Below are 22483 nucleotides of genomic sequence, written 5' to 3'. Positions count from 1 at the left end.
TTTATTATATTATTCTTCGTCTTCTCCGAGTGAGAGTTTTGCAGGGACTTTAACTTCTTTTTCATAACAGGAGAAGCAGTTTGATACCAGTTTCGCATCAAGTTTTGGAGATATAAGACTTACTACAGGAACTATAATTATACCTGCCAGCATAGCAAAAGCCCCTGCATTGATAGGAGACTGTATGATCTGAGGGAAAGTTTCTCTGAACAACATGTTGAGAATCATTATTCCGGTTCCGAATATATAACTGCACCAACATGCCAGTCTTGTGGTCTTTTTCCAGTATAATCCGTAAAGAAGCGGTGCAAGGAAGGAGCCTGCCAGTGCTCCCCACGAAACACCCATAAGCTGTGCTATGAATGTTATATTGCTCTTATATTGTATCACGGCTATGATGACTGAAATTGCTATAAACAGCACAATCAGAAGACGTATTATCAATACCTGGGTTTTATCGGACATATTCTTGATAAAATTATCTTTCAGAAAATCCAGTGTAAGAGTAGAACTTGATGCTATTACCAGCGAAGAGAGTGTCGACATTGAAGCTGACAGCACCAGCAGTACCACCAGACCGATAAGTATATCAGGCAGATTGGAGAGCATCGTAGGTATTATAGCATCAAAACCATCAGTTTCGATATTTATTTGATCTGAAAAGAGTCTTCCGAATCCTCCGAGAAAGTAGCAGCCTCCGGAGACAATAATGGCAAATAATGTAGATATTATAGTTCCTTTATGTATTGATTTTTCGCTTTCTATTGCGTAAAATTTTTGAACCATCTGAGGCAATCCCCATGTACCTAAGGAAGTCAAAATCACTACGCTTAGAAGTCCTATGGGATCAGGTCCGAAAAAGGAATTGAATACCCCGGGTGTGGAGGAAACGGAAGGATCCTGTATATGAGCAAGTCCGTTTATGGCTTCCGTAAATCCTCCCTTGCTCATAAGAACGGCAGCTATTACAGCTATAATACCGAAAAGCATGATTATTCCCTGTATGAAATCATTGATAGCTGTTGCCATGTAGCCGCCTGCAATAACGTATATACCTGTAAGTACGGCCATTATGATGATACATATAGTGTAGTCTATATTGAAGGCCATACCGAATAATCTTGATAATCCATTGTACAAAGAAGCTGTATACGGAATAAGAAATATGAATATTATTATGGATGCGCCAATTTTCAGAGGTTTGCTGTTGAATCGCGTGCCAAAAAATTCGGGCATTGTAGAAGAATCCAAATGATGTGTCATGATTCTGGTTCGTCTTCCGAGTATTACCCATGCCAAAAGGGAACCTATCAGGGCGTTGCCTATTCCTATCCATGTGGAGGCGATACCGAATTTCCATCCGAATTGTCCCGCATAGCCTATGAAAATAACTGCCGAAAAATATGATGTACCGTAAGCAAAAGCTGTGAGCCAAGGTCCTACTGAGCGTCCTCCTAAGACGAAGCCGTTTACATCTGTGGCGTGTTTTCTGCAGTAAATACCGATTGCTATCATCACAGCGAAAAAAATAAAAAGCAGTAAGAGTTTTGTTAACATAGTTGTTTCGTCCTTTCTTTCTTTTTTTGAAGGAACAGTCCATAAAAAAACTGCCCTCCGAACTATGTTCAGAGGGCAGATCATACCGCGTTACCACCTCTGTTCACTGCAGTTTCACAACTGCAGCCTCACTGAGTTCTTACTAAACTCGCTCACTGTTACGGGTGAACCCGTTCCGTCCTAATTAGTGCAGAATCTGCCGGAAATTTTTCTAACAGATCTTTCCTGTTCAGAGGACTGCTCGCAGAATGTATTCGGTCTGTTTCACCCAGCGCCTCTCACCAAACGGCAACTCTCTGTTGGGCTCTTAAAGACTTACTGATTTCCAGTCTTCGCATTTGTCGATTATTATGTCATGAATTTTAATACATGTCAAGAGAATTTGAATTGTATTAAGAGGAATTATTGTGTATGCAGTATTTATTTTTTATGAATGTTCCGGCAGCCTATAGCATAGTATTGCAGTATGGGATTTTTTGAAAAAATCTAAATATTTTAAAAATACATAAAAAACATAATATTCTGCTTGAAACTTGTTAAAAAAAGGGTTAATATTGGTTATCGTTATCATCTATTAATAATTTTGAAAAGGAGGAATATATGACTGAAAGTATGAAGAACGAAGCTAAGAATTTCAAACCATTGCGTTCTATGCTTATTGTAGTTGCAGTTATCATAGCAACATATTTACTGACGTTTCTCATGCCTGAAAATGTAGAGGATCTGGGGGCGTGGTCATTACTCCCGGCATTTTTCTTGATAGTTTATATTTTTGCTACCAAGAGAATACTGGAATCTCTGATTTTATCCTGTGTAATGTCTCTCATAATGTTGCTGCATACCGTGAATGTGGTAGGAGAGTTCAGTACGACGCTTACAGAGGTAATGATGGATGCTGACATGGTATGGCTCATCATAGTATGCGGCCTTATGGGAAGCATTATCGCTCTGATTGAAAAGTCAGGAGGGGCTTTTGCTTTTGGTGAGTGGGCCGCTAAAAAAGCTAAAGGGCCTAAATCAGCTCTCATGTGGACTTGGATACTGGGTGTTGTTGTATTCATTGATGATTATCTCAACTCTCTGACGGTAGGTTCTTGCATGACAAGTCTTACAGACAGGCATAAGATTCCAAGAGAAATGCTTGCATACACTGTAAGCTCTACGGCAGCTCCGTTATGTGTGTTGATCCCTATTTCCACATGGGCGCTGTTTGCCGGAAGACTTCTTGAAGTGAACGGATGGGCTCCTGAAGGGGAAGGACTTCTTTACTTTATAAAAACCATACCGTATAATTTTTATGGATGGGCGGCAGCAATACTGGTCCCTGTAATCGTATTCGGAATAATTCCTGTATTCGGACCGATGAAGAAGGCTTATAAGAGAGTTGAAGAAGGAGGTCCTTTAGCGCCTCCGGGATCGGAGAAAATAGATATTCATGCAGGAGACGATTTGGTTATTCCTGATAATGCAAGAGTTATCAACCTGCTTCTTCCTATCGTTTCACTGGTAGGATGTACTATTTATTTCGATATAGATATGCAGATGGGGGTTATCTGTACGCTGGCGATAATGTTTGTATTTTATCTGGCTCAGGGAATCATGGATGCGGAAGAATTCGCAGATTACTGTGTAAAAGGTCTGCAGAATATGATCATGCCTCTTATGCTGATGGTTCTTGCATGGCTGTTTGCAGCAGTAAATGAAGAAATCGGATTCACTAATTTTGTAATTGAGTCTGTATCAGCGCATGTGAATCCTGCTATTTTGCCTGTTGCTATATTCCTGGCGTTAGGCGTAACAGAATTCATTACGGGTACTAACTGGGGGATGTACATAATAGCACTTCCTATAGTTATTCCTCTTGCTCAGCAGATGGGCACAAGTATGGAACTTACTGTTGCGGCTGTTCTTTCGGCAGGTGTTCTCGGAAGCCATTGCTGTTTCTATTCAGATGCTACGATTATCACATCGGCAGCCTGCGGTTGTGATAATTTCAGGCACGCTTTTACACAGATGCCTTTCGGCCTGCTGGCCGGAGCGTTTGCTGCTGTCGGATTCCTTATTTGTGGATTCATAATGTAGCAAAGTCATATTGAAAAATTTCATTACATAATGCCATAATAAAAACCGTGTCCGACATTTTTGTCGGACACGGTTTTTTGTATAAAAAGTGAGAGAAAAATATTGCAATATATATAAGGGGGGGGGTATACTCTATAAGAAAACTATATTGTTTAAAATAAAAGAAAGGGAGAATAACTATGAAATGCAAACCGATATTATCTAAGTGTTGTATTACTGTTCTTTTGTTAGTGGCGTTTTTGTTTACTATGCCATTGCTGGCTTCAGCCTCTGAAAATAATGTTGCAAAAGTGGGGAGTAAAGAATATACGACACTAAAAGATGCTTTTGATAATGCGTTAAGTGGTGAAACAGTTACTTTGCTGAAAAATATTGAGGATCTGACAACTGATGGTATTGTTACAATTCCTGAAGGAAAAGCAATCACTTTGGATATGGCAGGGAAGACCATCACTGTTGATTCCAAGTCATTTAAAGGGCGTGTTTTTATAAACAAAGGAACCTTTTTAATAACAGGAAATGGGACTATAGATACAAGCTTAGCCGGCGCTAACGGGTGGGGGCCGGTTGATAATTATGGAACTCTTACCATTGAAAACGGAACGTATAAAGCAGTAAAAGACACAGAGTCCGTGGGGATCTGGAATCGTGAGGGTGGTACGGCATATTTTAAAGGTGGTGTCTATGAAGGATTCCCTACTGTTATACGTGCTGCGCTGGGAGCAAATACCACTATAAGCGGAGGAACATATTTAAATGATGCTTTTCCAGCAATAGAAAACGATGGGGAAATGTTAATAACCGGAGGGACATTTAAGAATGTTTCCTGCAGCTCATGTGATTCACGATGGGGATACACAATAAGGAATGGTGTAGGAGGAGATGAAAAATCACATCTTGTATTTGAAGAATCTTCACAAGGTGCGATATCTGTAACTGGAGTACAGGGAGCTGTGGCCAATTCCGGTGGATCGATGGAAATAAAGAGTGGATCTTACAAAACAGTGGGATGCAGTGTTCATGGAACTAAAACTGCTCATTATGCTCTTTATGTTGCAGGAGAAAATTGTGATTCAAAAGCTATAGTTACAGGAGGAACTTTTGAATCTGCGTCAAAGACTGCTGTAATGATAGGAAATGATAATACTAATGGAGACGGGGGAATAAATGCTGACGCAACGACAGAGATAAAAGGCGGAACTTTTATTGCCCCTAAAGGACAGGCAGCAGTTACGGGAGCTGAGAAGACAGGAAATCCTGAAATAACAGGGGGAGCTTTCTCCAGTGATCCGGGAGAATTCGTAAAAGAAAATAAAATCGAAATAAAACAAGGAAATAAGTATTATGTGGGAGCAACGGCATCTAAAATAATAGAAAATCTGAAAGAAGGAGATGAAATTATTATAATTGCGGCTGAAGGAGATTTATCAGTACCTGAAGGCGTAAAGGTGAAAAATGAAACGGGTAATACGATAATTGTTAACGGGCAAGAGATTGAAAATGGTATGGATCAGACTATAGAACATATATTAGTTAAAGTTCCTGCAAAGGAACCTACCTGTACAGAAAATGGAAACAAAGAATATTATATTTGTTCAGTATGTGGTGAATGGTTTGCTTCACCGGATGGTAGAGAACGAATAGAGGATCACGACAGTGTGATTCTTAAAGCAAAAGGACATAGGTATGAAAATGGCGTATGCGAAATTTGCGGCAAAAAAGAAGTGAAGGATGAAAGCGCGGAAACAGGCGATCCTATAATGATAGGGTTGGTTATAGGAATTATGGGAGTATCAGGAGTAGGAATAGCGAGTCTTAGAAGGAAAAGCAGATAAAAATATTTTCATGAATATGTAAAATGAAACAGGCAGTCAACCTATAGAGGATTATTACTTATGAGGTTTGACAGGCCTGTTTTTTATTAACATAGACAGTAATGAAGTGGTATAATACCTTATTAAGATGTTGAAGCAAAGATGTAGGAAGGTTCGAGAAAATGAGAAGCTATGATTTTAACGAAAAATTGGATTGGAAATCATTCCAGGTTTTAGCTGTTGAAATTGTACAGTATAGAGAGAATATACAGTTTCAGACGTTCAGAGATGGAAGAGATAAAGGTGCCGATGGTCTGTGGTTTGATGATAAAAAGAAAATCATACTTCAAGCAAAAAGATATAAAAATTTCAGCGATCTTTATCGTCAGCTTAAAATAGCTGAACTTGAGAAAGTCAGAAGGCTTAACCCAGACAGATATATTCTCGTGGTTTCGTTGAAATTGAGCAAACATGAAACCGAAAAGATTTACGATCTGTTTTCGCAATATATGTCTGGAAGCGATGATCTTATTGACGGAAACGGTTTAAACAGTATTCTGGCGAAAACTGAATATCGATGGATAGAACGGAATTTTACGAGTCTGTGGATACCTGATGGGCAGATACTTGAGGATTTTATTGGAAAAATAATAAATAAAGGAAGTCGGGCAAGAAGTTTCAGAGAGCAGAAAAAAGCCATAGAGGCTTGCAAGACTTTTGTTCAGACGGGAATATATGATGAAGCGAGACAGATTCTTGAAAATAACCATACTGTAGTAATATCAGGGCAGCCGGGAATGGGGAAAAGCACCATCGCTCGCGTATTGGCGATGGATTTTTTGTCTGTGGAATATTATGAAGGATTATATTGGGTAAACAGCCTCGACGAAATTGAGGACCAGTGGGAAGATTCATGTGATAAACAGGTGTTTATCATGGATGATTACTGGGGTGCTGTCTTCCACAGAGAAAGAGGAAGAAGAGAAAATTCTCACCTTGAGGATCTTATTTGCTAGATAAAGACAGAAGATAGTAAGCGTCTGATCATTACATCACGGGAATATATTGTACAGCAGGAGTTTTTTCTCAATCCCGAGCTTGAGGATATAATAAAGGATCTTAAGATGGAATGTATATTACGTGAATATACAGATGCAGAGAAGGCAAAGATCTTGTTTTCTCATCTGCAAGCTTCTGATCTGGATATAGAGTATATTAGAGAGATATACCGCAGATGCAATCAGCTTGTAAAGAATCGCAGCTACAGTCCAAGAGTAATAGATAGATTTTTAAAGGAGTCAGATCCTCGTATTTATTCTGCAAGTCAATATGCGGAAGAGCTGTTGGGCTGGATGAAATATCCGGAGAAATTTTGGGAAGGTATTTTCAGGGAGTTTTCAGAAGAAGCCAAGATAATAGCCTCTATAGTTGTTATATCTTATACGCCTGTAAGTATAGCTGATATAAGAGCAACCTATAGCAGCTATATTCGTCATTATGGAGGAATTTGCGAACCAAAAACATTTGAAAATTGTATTTCAGAGTTGGAGGAGACTGTCCTTATTACTTATTTTGAAGAAGAGAGTGATAAGATAATGGTAGAGTTTGAAAATCCTTCTATTGTTGATTTTCTGTCAGAATATGTTTTTAAAAACCAAGAGTTTTATATACCGCGTCTGATAAGATCCAGCATTTTTTATGATCAGCTTCTGATGATTCTGGAGCATTTTTCATGTCATGATGAGAAAATAAATGACATGGTAAGGAAACGATGTGTCAGAGAATTTTACAAAATGCCTATGCGTCTTGAGGAATATGGAGATCCTCAGATGGGAGAAGTAATAAATCCTTTTGAAAGTGACTGGTCAGGAAGGGCTTTTCACCTTATGCGTGTATCAGATGACGGACCGGGAGGGATAATATGGGAGTTTATTAGATCTTTTGCTGATGATTTTTTTTGCAATATAGAGGAAAATAAAAATTTTGATGGGACAGCAGAGATGATGAATTTCGTGGGCTTAATTAAAGTTTGTTTGAAAAGCGGTATGTATTTTGACGGAAAAACTCTTATGGATCAGTATTGGGCGCACTGTGCAACTTATAAAGACTATGAAGGATTCGGACAGTTTGAAGAGGTTTTTCCGGACGTATATAGTGAGAGAAAATATGAATATTATTCATTCATGAAAGCGAATGTCAAAGATATTATTTTGCAGACTCTTAATTACTATGAGGAAAATGAATTGTTTGAAGAAGAAGATTTACTTGTGGATGATATTCCTTTTATTTTAAAAGACTGGGGACTTTACTATACAAAGAGGTTTAAAAGTTCTGTCAAGGAAATTGCGGGTAGGTATTCTGAAAGGCCTGAATACAATAAACATTCATTTACCCATTTAGAGGGGAAGAATATTTACAGAGAAACTGACTATGATCAAGCAAAGAAAGAAGGATATGAAATACTTTTTGGAAAATATAGTGAATGCAGTAGTGAACAGGTTGAAGAAATTATAAAGCAAAAAAAATTTTCAAAGGAACGAGAAGCGTATCTCATTGAAGCTGTCCAAAGCGAAGCCCCATGGTATTTGTATGAATTCATGACTGATGAAAGCAGCATAGATATTTTAAGGATACTGGAGGAAAAATCTCTTTTTGAGTTTGCGGTTTCTGATATAAGATTGTTTGTATTTTCTGTGTGTTATATCATGTCAAATGAAAGCAAGCCTCTTATTAGGAATTTTGTGGATTTCTGTATAGATTATACGAGGGGCTTGCTTTACAAAGAGGTCCCTATGGTTTCAGAAACGCAATTCAGAAAATCTGAGCCGTATAAGACTTATGTGGCAAATGATCCTGATTTGGAAAATTTGTTGTTTACATATATGTTGGGTAGGAGTGGGAAATGGATTTTTATTAAACAGGATTTTATAGCTCTTTTCTGGCTGTGCCAGGCGCTTATATGTGATAGTGAGTTGGATTGGGATACGGTATTTGAAACAGATTGGAATCCTTTTTTTGTTAAAAGCAGAGATGGTGAAAAGGCAGTTTATTTCCCTGATTTTATCAATCCGTCAAATTCGGAGTGGATAAGAAAGATACAGATTATCATGAATGAGATAGATGCGAATGGATTTAGGGATTGTTATGTTATTCCTAAACTGAAAGGTTTCCTTGAAAAATATAGCAGTGATGTATCCGGAACAGTAAATTTTCTAAATGATATCAGATGGTCGCTTGATATAGATTCTGATGGTGAACTGCAGGGAGGTTCAGCTATCATGACTGATACGATGGTATTAGCTGATAATCTGGGAATAGCTGATATTATGGAAGCTGCGGATGTTTTTTCAGAAGACTCATTAAAATTATTATTTAAACGAAAAGATATATGCATAGATTATGGAGGATACAGAACCATTGAATTGTACAAAGAAAGAGATAAAGATTATTTAGAAAGATCAGGAATTTTTAACGCCCTCAGATATTATTTAAATAAAGTTGAAGATTTTGTAAAAGCAAACAGTCAATGACATGTAAAATATAGTTGAAAAGGAGCCGAAGGGCTCCTTTTTTATGTAAAATATTCAAAAGTAGTTTATAATCTGTGTTTTTTTGCCAAAAATCGAACATGTGTTTACAATAAATAATTGAGGTGTTATAATGAAAACTAAAGATTTTAAACGGCGTTGCCGAGATGAAGTTTTCAGTGAAACATGCCCGCAGAAGGGCACGTTATAATGAAAACTAAAGATTTTAAACGGCGTTGCCGAGATGAAGTTTTCAGTGAAACATGCCCGCAAAGGGGCTCGTTATAATGAAAACTAAAGATCTGTCAGATATGCAGAAAGGATTTTTTTCCATGAGTCAATTTAAAGTGATATCGGATTTTGATCTGATGGGAGATCAGCCTAAGGCAGTGGATACTCTTGCCAATGGCATAATGGAGGGTAAACGGGCTCAAACGCTGATGGGTGTTACAGGTTCCGGAAAGACCTTTACGATGGCAAAACTTATAGAACGAGTACAGAAACCAACATTGGTTATTTCACATAATAAAACACTGGCGGCTCAGCTTCATGGGGAATTCAAAGAATTTTTCCCAAACAATGCTGTAGAATATTTTGTGTCATATTATGATTATTATCAGCCGGAGGCGTATGTTGCTTCCACTGATACGTATATTGAGAAGGACTCTGATATAAATGCAGAAATAGAGAAACTGAGGCATTCGGCTACTGCAGCTCTTTCCGAGAGGAGAGATGTCATAATAGTAGCAAGTGTATCCTGTATATATGGACTGGGAAGTCCTATAGACTACGAGAATCAGGTGATATCTCTGAGGCCCGGGATGGAAAAGGACAGACAGGAACTTATGCGCAAACTTGTGGACATACAGTATATACGAAATGATATTGCTATGGAAAGAGGAAATTTCAGAGTAAGAGGCGATACCATAGACATATATCCTGCAGGCGCTGAAAATGCAGTAAGAGTGGAACTTTTCGGTGATGAAGTAGAGAGCATTAAGGAGATCAATCCTGTTACAGGTGAAATGGTAGGCATCAGAAATCATGTGGCTATTTATCCTGCTTCTCATTATGTTACCAGTAAAGAGAATATCGATAAAGCGGCAGTAACTATAAATGAAGAACTGGATGAGCGTATCAAATGGTTCAGAGACAGAGGGAAACTGATAGAAGCCCAGCGTATTGAACAGAGAACTAGATACGATGTTGAGATGCTCAGAGAAGTTGGTACATGTAAGGGAATAGAGAATTATTCGAGGCATATCACAGGACTGAAGCCTGGATCTAGGCCATATACGCTGATAGATTATATCCCTGATGATTTTCTTATAATAATAGATGAATCTCACGTAATGCTTCCTCAGCTTCGAGCTATGTATGCAGGAGATCGTTCCAGGAAACAGTCTCTGGTAGACTACGGATTTAGACTGCCGTCGGCTCTTGATAACAGACCTCTTAAATTTGAGGAATTCAATCAGCTTGTAAACCAGATAGTTTATGTTAGTGCGACACCTGCGCCTTATGAAAGGGAGCAGAGCGGAGGGATTTCCGCAGAGCAGATCATAAGGCCGACAGGCCTTCTCGATCCTGTTATAGAGCTTCACAGTACGGAAGGGCAGATGGATCATTTGATCGCAGAGATCAATAAGACGACAGAACGCGGTGAAAGAATTCTTGTTACTACGCTTACAAAGAAAATGGCCGAGAGTCTTACGGATTATTTGAAAAATGTTGGAATAAAGGTCAGGTATCTTCATTCCGAGATAGATACTCTTGAGAGAATGGAGATTCTGAGAGACTTGAGGCTTGGGGTGTTTGATGTTTTAGTGGGAATTAATCTTCTGAGAGAAGGTCTTGATATACCGGAAGTCTCTCTTGTGGCTATTCTCGATGCTGATAAAGAGGGTTTTTTGAGAACCGAAACTTCGTTAATACAGACTATAGGAAGAGCGGCGAGAAATGTTGACAGCAGAGTAATAATGTATTGTGATGGCATAAGCGCGGCAATGAAATCAGCTATAGATGAGACGGAAAGACGGCGAGAGATACAGGATAGATATAACAGGGAACACGGAATAACCCCGAAAAGTGTTAAAAAAGCCGTTAGAAGTGTGATAGAGGCAACCAAAGTAGCGGAGGAAGAAGGTAAGTATGAAGGCAAGAGTCCTCTCGAACTTACAAAGAAAGAACTCAAAATCTATATAAGCAGGCTTGAAGATGAGATGAAACAGGCGGCGGCAGATTTGCAGTTTGAGCGTGCAGCGCAGCTGAGAGATATGGTATTTGAGTATAAGGCTAAACTGTAATATGGATAAAAAGAGGAATATAATATGGCTAAAGATATTGTAATAAAGGGAGCTAAAGAAAATAATCTGAAAGGTATAGATGTGACTATACCAAGAGATAAGCTTGTGGTTCTCACAGGATTATCAGGTTCAGGAAAATCGTCACTGGCTTTTGATACCATATATGCTGAAGGTCAGAGAAAATATATGGAGAGTCTGTCATCATATGCCAGACAATTTTTGGGACAGATGGAAAAACCCAATGTGGAATATATAGAGGGTCTTTCGCCTGCAATTTCCATAGATCAGAAGACGACTAACAAAAATCCAAGATCGACAGTGGGAACCGTTACCGAGATATATGATTATCTGAGGTTGATGTATGCCAGAATCGGCATACCGCACTGCCCTGTATGTGGAAGAGAAATTACGAGTCAGACCATAGATCAAATTGTGGAGCTTCTGGCAATGGAAGGTGAAGGAACGAAGCTTACTATTCTTGCGCCTGTCATAAGGCAGAGAAAGGGACAGCATGAAAAGGTTCTGGACCGGATAAAGAAAGAAGGATTTACACGGGTAAGAATTGATGGCGATATAAAGATACTGGGCGAAGATGAAGTTAAACTTGAAAAGACCTTTAAGCATACTATAGAAATCGTTGTGGACAGGATCAAAGTAAAGGACGGGATACAGAGCAGACTGTCAGACGCATGTGAATTGGCTATCAGTCATGGCGAGGGACTTGTTCAGGTAATAGTAGATAAAAATGGGAATATAGAAGAGAAAACATTCAGTACCAGCTTGGCATGCCCTGAACATGGAGTAAGTATAGAGGAATTGGAACCCAGAATGTTTTCTTTCAATAATCCTATGGGAGCATGTCCTGAATGTAACGGGCTTGGATTTATACAGAGTATAGATCCTGATTTGATAATAACAGATCAGGATAAGAGCATAAACGATAAGTGCCTCAGCAATGTATTTGCGACTATGGAATATACAAGTTTTTATTGGCAGGTGATAAAAGCTTTAGCTGATAAATATCATGTTGATATGGATACGCCTTACAGAGATTTACCAAAGAAGTTTAAAGATGTGCTTCTGTACGGTACCGGTGACGAAAAGCTGCAATATGTCTATACGAACAGAAACGGTGATACTCAAAACAGGAATCATACTTTTGAGGGTATAATAAATAATCTTGAGAGAAGGTACAGAGAGACCGGATCTGAATGGATTAAAGAAAAGATGGAAAAATATATGAGAGTGACCGAGTGTCCGGTCTGTAAAGGTAATAAGCTCAAACCAGAGCTACTGGCAGTAACTGTGGGCGGAAAAAATATAATGGAATTCTGTGATATGTCGGTTGCTGATGCGATAGAGTTCGTAAAAAATCTTGAGCTTTCCGAGACTCATATGAAAATAGCCGAGGAGATAATTAAAGAGATTCGAGGACGTTTGACTTTTCTTGCTAATGTAGGTCTGGATTATCTCACACTGTCAAGAGCATCGGCTACTCTTTCAGGTGGAGAATCACAGCGTATAAGGCTGGCTACTCAGATAGGTTCCGGATTGGTGGGAGTTTTGTATATACTTGATGAACCGAGTATAGGGCTTCATCAGAAGGACAATGAAAAACTTCTTGAAGCACTCAGACGTTTGACAGATATAGGAAATACACTGATAGTAGTGGAGCATGATGAAGATACCATGTATGCTGCCGATCATATAGTGGATATAGGTCCGGAAGCCGGGATAAACGGCGGAGAGCTTGTAGCGCAGGGTACTGTTGAGGACATAATGAAATGTCCGAGATCTGTTACAGGACAGTATTTAAGTGGGAAAAAGAAAATAACTGTGCCGGAGATAAGAAGAAAAGGAATCGGCAAATTTTTGGAGATAAAGGGAGCTGCAGAAAACAATCTTAAAGGTATAGATGTCAAGATACCTCTTGGTGAAATGGTATGTGTCACTGGAGTTTCGGGATCAGGAAAAAGCAGCCTTATAAACGAGATCCTTTATAAGGCAGTGGCCGCGGAAATGTATGGGAGTAAAGATAAACCGGGTAAATATAAACGAATAAACGGTCTTAAAAATATTGATAAGATTATAGATATAAATCAAGCGCCTATAGGCAGGACTCCGAGATCCAATCCAGCTACTTATACAGGGGTATTTACTCATATAAGAGACCTGTTTTCACAGCTTCCGGAAGCAAAACTGAGAGGCTATGGAAAAGGAAGATTCAGTTTCAATGTTAAAGGCGGCAGATGTGAAGCATGTAATGGGGATGGGATCATAAAGATTGAGATGCATTTTCTTCCTGATGTTTACGTTCCATGTGAAGTATGTAAGGGAAAACGGTATAACAGAGAAACGCTGGAGGTCAGATACAAAGGCAAGAGTATATTTGACGTACTGGATATGAATATTGAGGAGGCCGCTGAATTTTTCCAGAATATACCGACAATATCAAGGCAGCTTCAGACACTTATAGAAGTAGGACTGGGATATATTAAACTTGGGCAGCCGAGTACACAGCTTTCGGGAGGAGAGGCGCAGAGAATAAAACTTGCAGCCGAACTTTCTAAAAAAAGTACCGGCAAAACTCTTTATATATTGGATGAACCTACTACAGGACTTCATTTTGCTGATGTGGATAAGCTCATATCAGTGTTGGATAAGTTAGTGGATGCTGGTAATACAGTTGTAGTTATAGAACATAATTTAGATGTCATAAAACGTGCAGACTATGTAATAGATTTGGGTCCTGACGGAGGATTCAGGGGAGGAAAGATTATAGCGCAGGGAACTCCCGAGGAGATTGCTGAAACTGAAGGATCCTATACAGGAGAATTTTTAAAAAAGGTATTGTATTAGGTATTTATGGGAGATTGGTGGGGAACATGTACAAGAAGTTCATACAGAACAACTATGAAGAACTGCTGGGTATTCTCAATTGTCTTAAGGTCGGTGTATACATTACTGATAATGACGGTAATACTTTGCTGCTTAATGATGAATCATGCAAAACAGGAGGATTGGCAAGGGATGAGACTGTAGGAAAGAATATGCGTGAACTTGAGGATACAGGGTTTGTAGAGAAATCTGTTTCCCTTGAAGCTTTGAAGAGCGGAAAAGAGGAAGCGCTGATACAGAATCTTGGAGATGGAGATAAAGTATATGTAACTGGGATACCCTTATATCATGATGATGATGTGGATATAGTGATCTGTACTGAAAGAGATATAACAGAAACACTAACTTTGAAGGAGCTTTTGGAGGAAAAAAATAAAGATAATGCCAAGATAAAAGAAGAGATAGAGTATCTGCGAAGACAGAATATAGTAATGTGGGGAAATATGATTGCGGAAGATCTGGAGACAAAGAAGCTTGCTGAAAAAGCTATGCGTGTAGCTAAGCTGGATACTACTGTACTTCTTACAGGAGAATCGGGAACAGGCAAAGAGGTATTTGCTAATTTTATATATCAGAACAGCGGTAGAGTAGGAAAACCTTTTATAAAGGTCAACTGTGCTGCCATACCGGAAAACCTCATAGAGTCAGAATTGTTTGGTTATGAAAAAGGAGCTTTTTCGGGAGCTGATAAAAATGGAAAGATAGGTTTGTTTGAGATGGCTAATCACGGAACGCTGTTTCTCGATGAGGTGGGGGAGATCCCTATTCATCTTCAGTCAAAACTGCTTAGGTCTATACAGGAAAAAGAGATAATGAGAGTGGGAGGAATCAAGACAATTCCGGTGGATATAAGATTTATAGCGGCAACCAATTGTGATCTTAAAGAAGCCGTTTCCAACGGCACTTTCAGAAGAGATTTGTATTATCGTCTTAATGTTATGCCTATAGAACTTTCTCCACTTAAGGGAAGAAAAAAGGATATAGAGGCTCTTTGTATATATTTTGTAGATAAATTCAACGTTGATTATAAGATGAATAAAATGATTTCCGCAGAGGCGATGAATGTGCTTCAGGAGTTTGATTGGCCCGGTAATATAAGAGAGCTTGAGAATGTCATGGAAAGAATTATGATAAGTTCAGATGATGAAATCATTACGAAATCTCATGTAGAGAGGGCAATCGGAATAGCGACAGATTCTGTGGGAATGGACTTGTCTAATCTTGAAGGAAAGAGTATGGAGCAGCTTTTGGGTGAATATGAGAAATATATATTGGAAGCTATGCTTTCAAAGTATAAACGGGCAAGTGATGTCGGAAGGGCTCTTAAAATCAATAAGTCTACATTATCAAGAAGAATGAAAAAATATGGCATAGAATGATTAGTTTCATAATTGAAACTAAAAAGTTTTATAATTGAAACAAAAAAGATGAAAAAGAATGTAAAACAGGCGAATTGTTTTAAAAATGAAACAAATTGCCTGTTTTTGTATGAAAATGATAAAAAATAAATAGCTTTTATATATGGAAAAGGGATAATATATACAGAGAATATTGAAAATTCAATATTCACAAAAAAGTTTTTTCTGTTGGCATGGCTTTTGCGTTATATATTTTTGTCGCGATACAAAACAAGGATCCTATCAAATCATGAAGGAGGACTTAAATTATGAAGGTATTGATCGTAGGTGCAGGAGGACAGGGTGGAGCTTGCGCATCTATCTTGGCAAGGCAGGAATCTGTTGAAGAAATAAGAATTGTTGACTTGAAGGAAGAGACTGCCAAGGCTGTAGCCGATAAGATCGGGAACGCTAAAGTTAAAACAGGTTCTGTGAATGCCACAGATCCGGATGATGTGGCAAGGGCTGCAGAAGGCGTGGATGTAGTTGTAGATATGGTTATGCCGTGGATGGCAACTTATGTGATGAAGGGTGCTTTAAAAGCTAAAGCAAATTATATCAATACAGCTTTTGATGATCCTTACTGGGATGAATTCCTTGAAGGAAAATCCATAGATGAACTCACTCTCTGCAAAGAATTTAAAGAGGCAGGACTCACCGCGTTGTTCGGATGTGGATTTGCTCCGGGAATGACTAATGTATTGGCAAGAAAGTTTGCCAATAAACTTGATTCTGTGGAAAGCATAAAAATGAGAGTCGGAAAAGCTAATCTTGTTCCGGGGGAAGGTCCTTATGACTGGGTACTTCGTCCATGGAATCCTGGATGGTCTCCGAAACAGGCCCTTGTAGACTGTGCATCTCCTACTTATGCACTGGAGGATGGCAAATACGTGAAGTATCCGCCTTTCGGAGGAATAGAAATGTGTGATTTTCCTGAACCTGTGGGAACACTTCCTGTGACACATCATTCTCATGAAGAGATATACAGCATGCCAGCCACCTTTAAAGGAGTAAAGGACCTGGACTTCAAGTATTATATGATGTATCAGCCTGCGATTTTTTATGCTTCAGGCTTGTGTTCTCAGGAGAAGATCAAAGTAGGCGATGTTGAGGTGGCTCCTATAGATGTGGTAGCTTCAATGGTTCCGCCTCCGCAGAACAATATATTCGGAGCGACAGATGAAGAGCTTGCAGAGGCTGATAAGAGAGCATTCATAGAACTTATCGTTGAAGTCAGCGGTGAAAAAGATGGAAAGAAAGTTACTTACAAGGCGAACTGCCCTAAGATGAATGCTCCCGGCCCTGAGCTTAAAAAGCTCTTTGGAACAGCTCTTGTTTATGTGGCGCTGCCTTTAGCTATAGGAACGACTATACTGGGAGATACTGAATTAAAGAAGGGTATCGTATTCTCAGATGAACTTGATCCGGATGATTTTCTCAAGAGAATGATGGATACAGGTTATCCATACAAATGGAAAGAAAGTGTTATAGAAGGATAAATTGATTTGTTTCATAAAACTGGAAAGGTTAAATCAGGTGGCAATATGGTCAAGCGTTTACAGGGAAAAAAGATTGAAAGTAATTTCTTGCATACTGATATAGTACGCAATAGAGAAGATGCTGTCAAAGAGAAGATCAAACTTCTTCATGGAAGTATTTTCGGCAAACCTCTGATCAAATTTGATGTTAACTCCATGACAGACGTATGGGTGCCTTATTGCTATCTGGTTTATCATTTTGACCTCAAAGGGAATAGTTACTTTAGCAGGAAGCGGCCGTCACGTGAAGGCAAGGTGGCTGTGGTGTTTGATCTGAACGAAGTTCATCCGATGCAATATGATATATATGAAAACGGAGATCTTAAATTCGTCGGTAAAAAGACACAAGAAGACCATCGTGAAAAATTGAAAGCTAATATTTCTTATAAAGAAATACTGGAAAAAACAGAGGACCATATCCAGATGAGGATAATGAAAAGGTTTTATGGTAAAAAGGGAGATCTGGACCTGATAAGCAAACAGGATTTTTTTAGACCCGCAGTTGAGCTCGAGGTTGTTTATAGGGGAGAGAATGTAAACAAGAGATATGTGTATCTTGATGAATTCGGTATTCAAAGCGAACATATACTGGGTTTGAAGTATCGAGTAGAACACAAATCTTGATTTAGGAATTTATGTATGGAGGAAGAAGATATGATAGATTTTACAAAGATGTGGTCTGGACTGGATTGGGGTGTCATCGTTCTTTACTTTGTTTTTATCATTGCTGTCGGTTTGACCATGAGAAGACGGGCAAGCAAAAATATGAAAAGTTATTTTGTAGCGGCCAGACGTTTGACAATACCTGTGCTTATCGGTGTGGGCGCGGCTAGCTGGATTGATTCGTGGTCCATCGTAGGTCTGGCTGAATGCGGCACTACCATGGGTATTTGTATTTTATTTATATATGTTATACCTAATACTATATTAAGACTACCTCTTGCTTTATGGATAGGACCTTTAGTCAGAGATAAAATGCCTGACTGGGTAATAACAATGCCTGATCTGATGCAGTATATGTACAGCAAAAATACTAAACTGGTCATGGCCATGGGTATGCTGTGTACTATACTTTATGAAGCCGCTTTGCTTACTGCAGGCGGACAGGTGATATCATACGTCACCGGGATAAACATGTGGGTTGCATTTGCAATATTAGGAGTAATAATAGTACTTTATACATCACTTTCAGGAATGTTTGGTCTTGCTGTTACTGATATGGTACAGTTCGTTATAATGTCTATTGCGGCAGGTGTCCTTTGTTTCGGAATGTATACGCATTTTGATGGATTTGGAACTATATTCCAGCAGGCGCATGAGATAAATCCTAATCTTACATCGCCTTCCGGTGGACTGAGTGTCATGGAAATACTTTCATGGGCGATAGGTGCTGTTGCAATGTATGCTAATTCACAGTCATATCAGAGATTCGGATCGTCTAAATCAGGAGGAGATATCAAAGTATCATACTCATGTATAATGCTATTCAGCGTTGTTTTCAGTACTGTAATGGTACTCGCAGGGATGGCGGCTCTCGTTCAGTATCCTGAAATTGCAGCTCAGTCACCGTCTCAGGCATTCTGGGCTATAGTGTTTGAAACATTACCTATAGGTCTTAGAGGGTTGTTTGTAGCAGCGCTGCTGTCGGCCGTTATGTCTACAGTAAGTGCAGATTATTTGATTGCAGGAGCAGTTGTGGTACATGATATATACAGAGGGTTCATTAATAAGAATCTTTCTGATAGGGGTGAAGTAATCGCGACTAAAGTAGTAATCGCAATAATGGGTATTGTTATAATTTTTGCAACATATTTCTGGCAGGATGGTATTTCGAAAGCGTACTACTATATTGGAGGATTCCAGGTGGCCGCATTCTTTGTACCTCTTATGTTCGGATTGTTTTACAAAAAGAAAACACCTGCGGCCGGTTTCTGGAGCTTATTGCTGGCGATAGTTATGTATATGGTTTGGCAGTTTGCGCTGCAGTGTCCTGCAGGAATACCTACCAACTTAGCCTGCATAATTTTCAGCATAATAACTTATATAGTTATTTCTAAAGTTACCTATAAAGAAAATAAGCAGTTAGAAGCGTAAGGAGGTCAATTATGGATAAGAAAACAGAATCCAGAAAGCAGAAACTGGCGTACTTTTGGACAGCTGCCACTGTTGTAGCTTCAATTATTATAGGAGCCGGTGTTATTACTCATTCGGCGCAGGTACTTCCGCTGTTTCTGGCTATAGTAGCAATTTTATTCGGTCCTGTATGCGGGGTGCTGTATTTGATGGAAATAAAGAAAGGCGTACTGGCCGTTGATGATGATGAATAGGAGCGCTGAAAAAATGAGAAAAAAAGCTTTCAGATGCAGGAATATATATACTGCCGTGACAGATGAACTGATAGACGGATATGTAGTAACGGACGGGAACAAAATAATATTTGTCGGCAGCCAAGAGGACAGCAAGGAATATATCGATAGCAATACTGAAGTATTTGATGTGTCGAATAATTTCATCATGCCGGGATTTAATGATTTTCATGTACATCTGGTCAGTGCAGGTCTTCTTGAGGCAGATGGAATACTCAGATATACCAGATCAGAAGAAGAGGCCGCAAGATATCTGTGGGATTTGCATAAAGATGCAGCAGGAAAGAGTTTTATAATGGGCGGCGCATGGGATCCGCTTTTGTGGCCGGATCAGAAGATGCCTACAAAAGAAAGCCTTGATAAGTATTTTCCTGATATACCGGTGTTTCTTCTTAATAAAGAATGCCATGGTGCATGGGTAAACAGTGCTGCATTAAGGAGATTTGGGATAGATAAAAATACTCAGGATCCTTTGAATGGCTTTTATGGAAGATATGAAGACGGTGAACCTGACGGATATCTGCATGAAATGGCTGCAATAAATCTTCAGAAAAAAATATTTGAATCTATTAGTGATGAAGAATTAGCGCAGTATAGCAAGACATTAATAGATACTGCAAACAGACATGGGATAACATCTTTGGGAGATGTTGCGGGAACATCTCCCATGAGAGAAAATGCTTATAAGATAATAGAGGATAGTGGGCAGCTTACTGCCAGGATACATTTTTACCCTTTATTTGATGAAGGAGTGGAAAGTGTTTTGGAAAAGAAAGTGAAGTATAACAGCTCAAAGCTCAGATGCAACGGAGTAAAAGCTTTTATAGACGGCACGCCTCAAGGTTATTCCGGGTATATGCTTAAAGATTACTCTGATCGTCCGGGAGAGAAGGGATCGCCTATGATAGATCCCGGGGAATTTATACAGCAAGTCTGCGATTTTCATAAAGCAGGTATTCAGACGAGAGTTCATGCCTGTGGAGATGCAGGGGCAAGGCTTTGTTTGGATGCTGTTGAGGAAGCTTACAGACGGTATGGAAGGACGGATTTGAGACATTGCGTAGAGCATCTGGAAGCTATGGATCCGGCAGATCTGGAACGTTTTGGAAATCTGGGAGTAATAGCATCAGTGCAGCCGGAACATATGCCTAAATATGATTTTGATCAGCATCCATTTCATAAAATTTTAGGTGAAGAGAGAATGAAATATTCATGGCCCTTTGAATCTATACGAAAAAGCGGAGGTGTTCTGGCATTCGGTACCGATTGCCCTGTAGTGGATATTTCTCCTTTCAGAGGAATTTTTCGGGCAGTGACAAGGCTTACCAATGAAGGTGAGCCTCAGGGCGGATGGAATCCTTGGGAAAAAGTAAGCATTCATGAAGCTCTTAAGGCATATACGTTCGGAGGAGCATACGCATCATTAAGAGATTATGAACTTGGAACCATCGGAGTCGGCAAACTGGCAGATATGGTTATAACCGAACATAATCTGTTTGAATGTGCAACGGATAGACAGGCAATGTTTGATATGAAGGTTGTCATGACAATTATGGACGGTGAGATCGTATATAACTCATAAAGCTTTGGGAGAAAATGAAATGAGGTAAAAATATGGATCAAGTTGTTGATTATGGTCTTTTGACTCTGCTGCCGCCGCTAGTGGTTATAGGTATGGCGCTGCTGACAAAAAGAACCATTGAACCGCTGATTGTAGGAGGTGTGCTTGCCTTTGTAGTGGCAAAGGGAGTAAACTTTATTCCATCATATTTGGAAGCTCTGTATTTTACGATATCAGATAATGCGTCAATGCTGGTGACTATGGGACTGTTCGGAAGTTTGGTTATGCTGTTTGAAAAATCACGAGGTACTTTCGGCTTTTCGAAAATAGTCGAAAGACTGGCCAATAAACCGGAAAAGTCACTGATGACAACATTTTTTCTGGGGATCGTCGTATTTATGGATGATGCCTTGAATATTATGACGCTGACATCAGCAATGAGAGGAGTGTGTGACAGACAGAAAATACCGAGAGAAATGTTCGCATATGTTACAGCTTCTACAGGCGCTCCTGTGTGTGTATTGCTGCCGCTGTCGACCTGGGCGGTATTCTTTGCAGGAATTTTTTCAGAACAGAAAGAACTGCAGGTATATGGATCAGGCATGGATATTTATATCCATGCCATGCCATTTATATTTTATGGGATGACAGCTCTTATAGTAGTGCCTCTTGCTATATATGGCGTAATTCCTAAACTGGGAACAATGAAAAAAGCATATGAAAGAGTAGCTGCAGGAGGAAATGTTTATTCAGAACAAAGTGCTAAATTCAATGTGGTGAAGGAAGAAAATGGGTTAGAAGAGAATAATGGAAAAGATGGAAAGATAATAAATTTCCTTGTTCCAATGATCGTATTGATTGCAGTTGCCGTGATTACCGGAGAAGTTTTATTCGGTTTGATTGCTGCTATAATACTGGCTTTGCTCATGTATCTTCCTACCAAAACAATGAGTTTTACTGAATTCGGAGATGCTTTTGTAAACGGATTCGGATCAATGACTCCTATGCTTTTTATCATTGTCTGTGCTCTGACTATGAAGATGGGATTGGATGAAATAGGTCTTCCGGCATATGTCATAAATGCTGTACTGCCGTATATGAGTGCCGGACTATTCCCGGCGATAGCTTTTGTTGTAGTAGCGGCTTTGGCCTTTGTTACAGGAAGCAACTGGGGAATACCAGCCATCACGGTGCCGATTCTCATTCCATTGGCAGCAGCTACAGGTACTAATGAGCTTTTAGTATTGGGCGCTATCCTTTCGGGAGGAACATTTGGAAGTCATGCATGCTTTTATTCTGATTGTACAGCTCTGACTTCCCAAGCTTGCAAAATGGAAAATTTGGACCATGCACTGTCGCAGCTGCCATATGCTGTGATATCGGCAGTAGTAGCGATCATGCTGTTTATAGTATTTGGATTTGTGTTGTAGTTTTGTT

General features: G+C 39.3%; 12 protein-coding genes and 1 pseudogene. 12 read left to right on the top strand and 1 reads right to left on the bottom strand.

Annotation, left to right across the window (positions count from 1 at the left end; translation table 11 throughout):
• Positions 1-9: 9 nt before the first annotated feature.
• Positions 10-1557, bottom strand: a complete 1548-nt coding sequence (locus H8692_RS00990) for a sodium:solute symporter family transporter (protein WP_187524791.1) — start codon at positions 1555-1557, stop codon at positions 10-12.
• A gap of 600 nt (positions 1558-2157) precedes the next feature.
• Between H8692_RS00990 and H8692_RS00985 the strand changes: the two genes are divergently transcribed.
• From H8692_RS00985 to H8692_RS00925, 12 genes and pseudogenes are all read left to right on the top strand, one after another.
• Positions 2158-3639 (top strand): Na+/H+ antiporter NhaC family protein, encoded by a 1482-nt coding sequence (locus H8692_RS00985; protein WP_177268252.1) that lies wholly within the window; start codon positions 2158-2160, stop codon positions 3637-3639.
• Positions 3640-3818: 179 nt separating this feature from the next.
• Positions 3819-5474, top strand: a complete 1656-nt coding sequence (locus H8692_RS00980; protein ID WP_187524790.1) for a hypothetical protein — start codon at positions 3819-3821, stop codon at positions 5472-5474.
• Positions 5475-5635: 161 nt separating this feature from the next.
• Positions 5636-8983: pseudogene (locus tag H8692_RS00970) on the top strand (nSTAND3 domain-containing NTPase).
• A gap of 329 nt (positions 8984-9312) precedes the next feature.
• Complete coding sequence (uvrB, locus tag H8692_RS00965; protein ID WP_187525112.1) at positions 9313-11286, top strand: excinuclease ABC subunit UvrB; 1974 nt, start codon at positions 9313-9315, stop codon at positions 11284-11286.
• A 24-nt stretch (positions 11287-11310) separates the two neighbouring features.
• The gene (uvrA, locus tag H8692_RS00960) at positions 11311-14145 is read left to right on the top strand and encodes an excinuclease ABC subunit UvrA (RefSeq protein WP_187524787.1); all 2835 of its coding nucleotides are present in this window, start codon (positions 11311-11313) and stop codon (positions 14143-14145) included.
• Between the two features lie 26 nt (positions 14146-14171).
• Positions 14172-15563 carry a sigma-54 interaction domain-containing protein gene (locus tag H8692_RS00955; RefSeq protein ID WP_187524786.1) on the top strand — a complete coding sequence of 464 codons (1392 nt, stop codon included), beginning with the start codon at positions 14172-14174 and terminating at the stop codon, positions 15561-15563.
• Between the two features lie 287 nt (positions 15564-15850).
• Positions 15851-17080, top strand: a complete 1230-nt coding sequence (locus tag H8692_RS00950) for a saccharopine dehydrogenase family protein (RefSeq protein ID WP_187524785.1) — start codon at positions 15851-15853, stop codon at positions 17078-17080.
• A gap of 45 nt (positions 17081-17125) precedes the next feature.
• The gene (locus tag H8692_RS00945) at positions 17126-17743 is read left to right on the top strand and encodes a hypothetical protein (protein ID WP_187524784.1); all 618 of its coding nucleotides are present in this window, start codon (positions 17126-17128) and stop codon (positions 17741-17743) included.
• A gap of 30 nt (positions 17744-17773) precedes the next feature.
• A complete protein-coding gene (locus H8692_RS00940) occupies positions 17774-19213 on the top strand; it encodes a sodium:solute symporter family protein (protein ID WP_187524783.1) in 1440 nt (479 codons plus the stop codon).
• An 11-nt stretch (positions 19214-19224) separates the two neighbouring features.
• A complete protein-coding gene (locus H8692_RS00935; protein WP_187524782.1) occupies positions 19225-19446 on the top strand; it encodes a hypothetical protein in 222 nt (73 codons plus the stop codon).
• Positions 19447-19459: 13 nt separating this feature from the next.
• The gene (locus tag H8692_RS00930; RefSeq protein ID WP_187524781.1) at positions 19460-21067 is read left to right on the top strand and encodes an amidohydrolase; all 1608 of its coding nucleotides are present in this window, start codon (positions 19460-19462) and stop codon (positions 21065-21067) included.
• Between the two features lie 32 nt (positions 21068-21099).
• Positions 21100-22476 (top strand): Na+/H+ antiporter NhaC family protein, encoded by a 1377-nt coding sequence (locus H8692_RS00925; RefSeq protein WP_187524780.1) that lies wholly within the window; start codon positions 21100-21102, stop codon positions 22474-22476.
• Positions 22477-22483 lie beyond the last annotated feature (7 nt).

The organism is Lentihominibacter hominis, assembly GCF_014385065.1.
Lineage (GTDB): Bacteria > Bacillota > Clostridia > Peptostreptococcales > Anaerovoracaceae > Lentihominibacter > Lentihominibacter hominis.
Note: the sequence above shows the minus strand (reverse complement) of the source record. Positions and strands in the feature narration are given on the sequence as shown.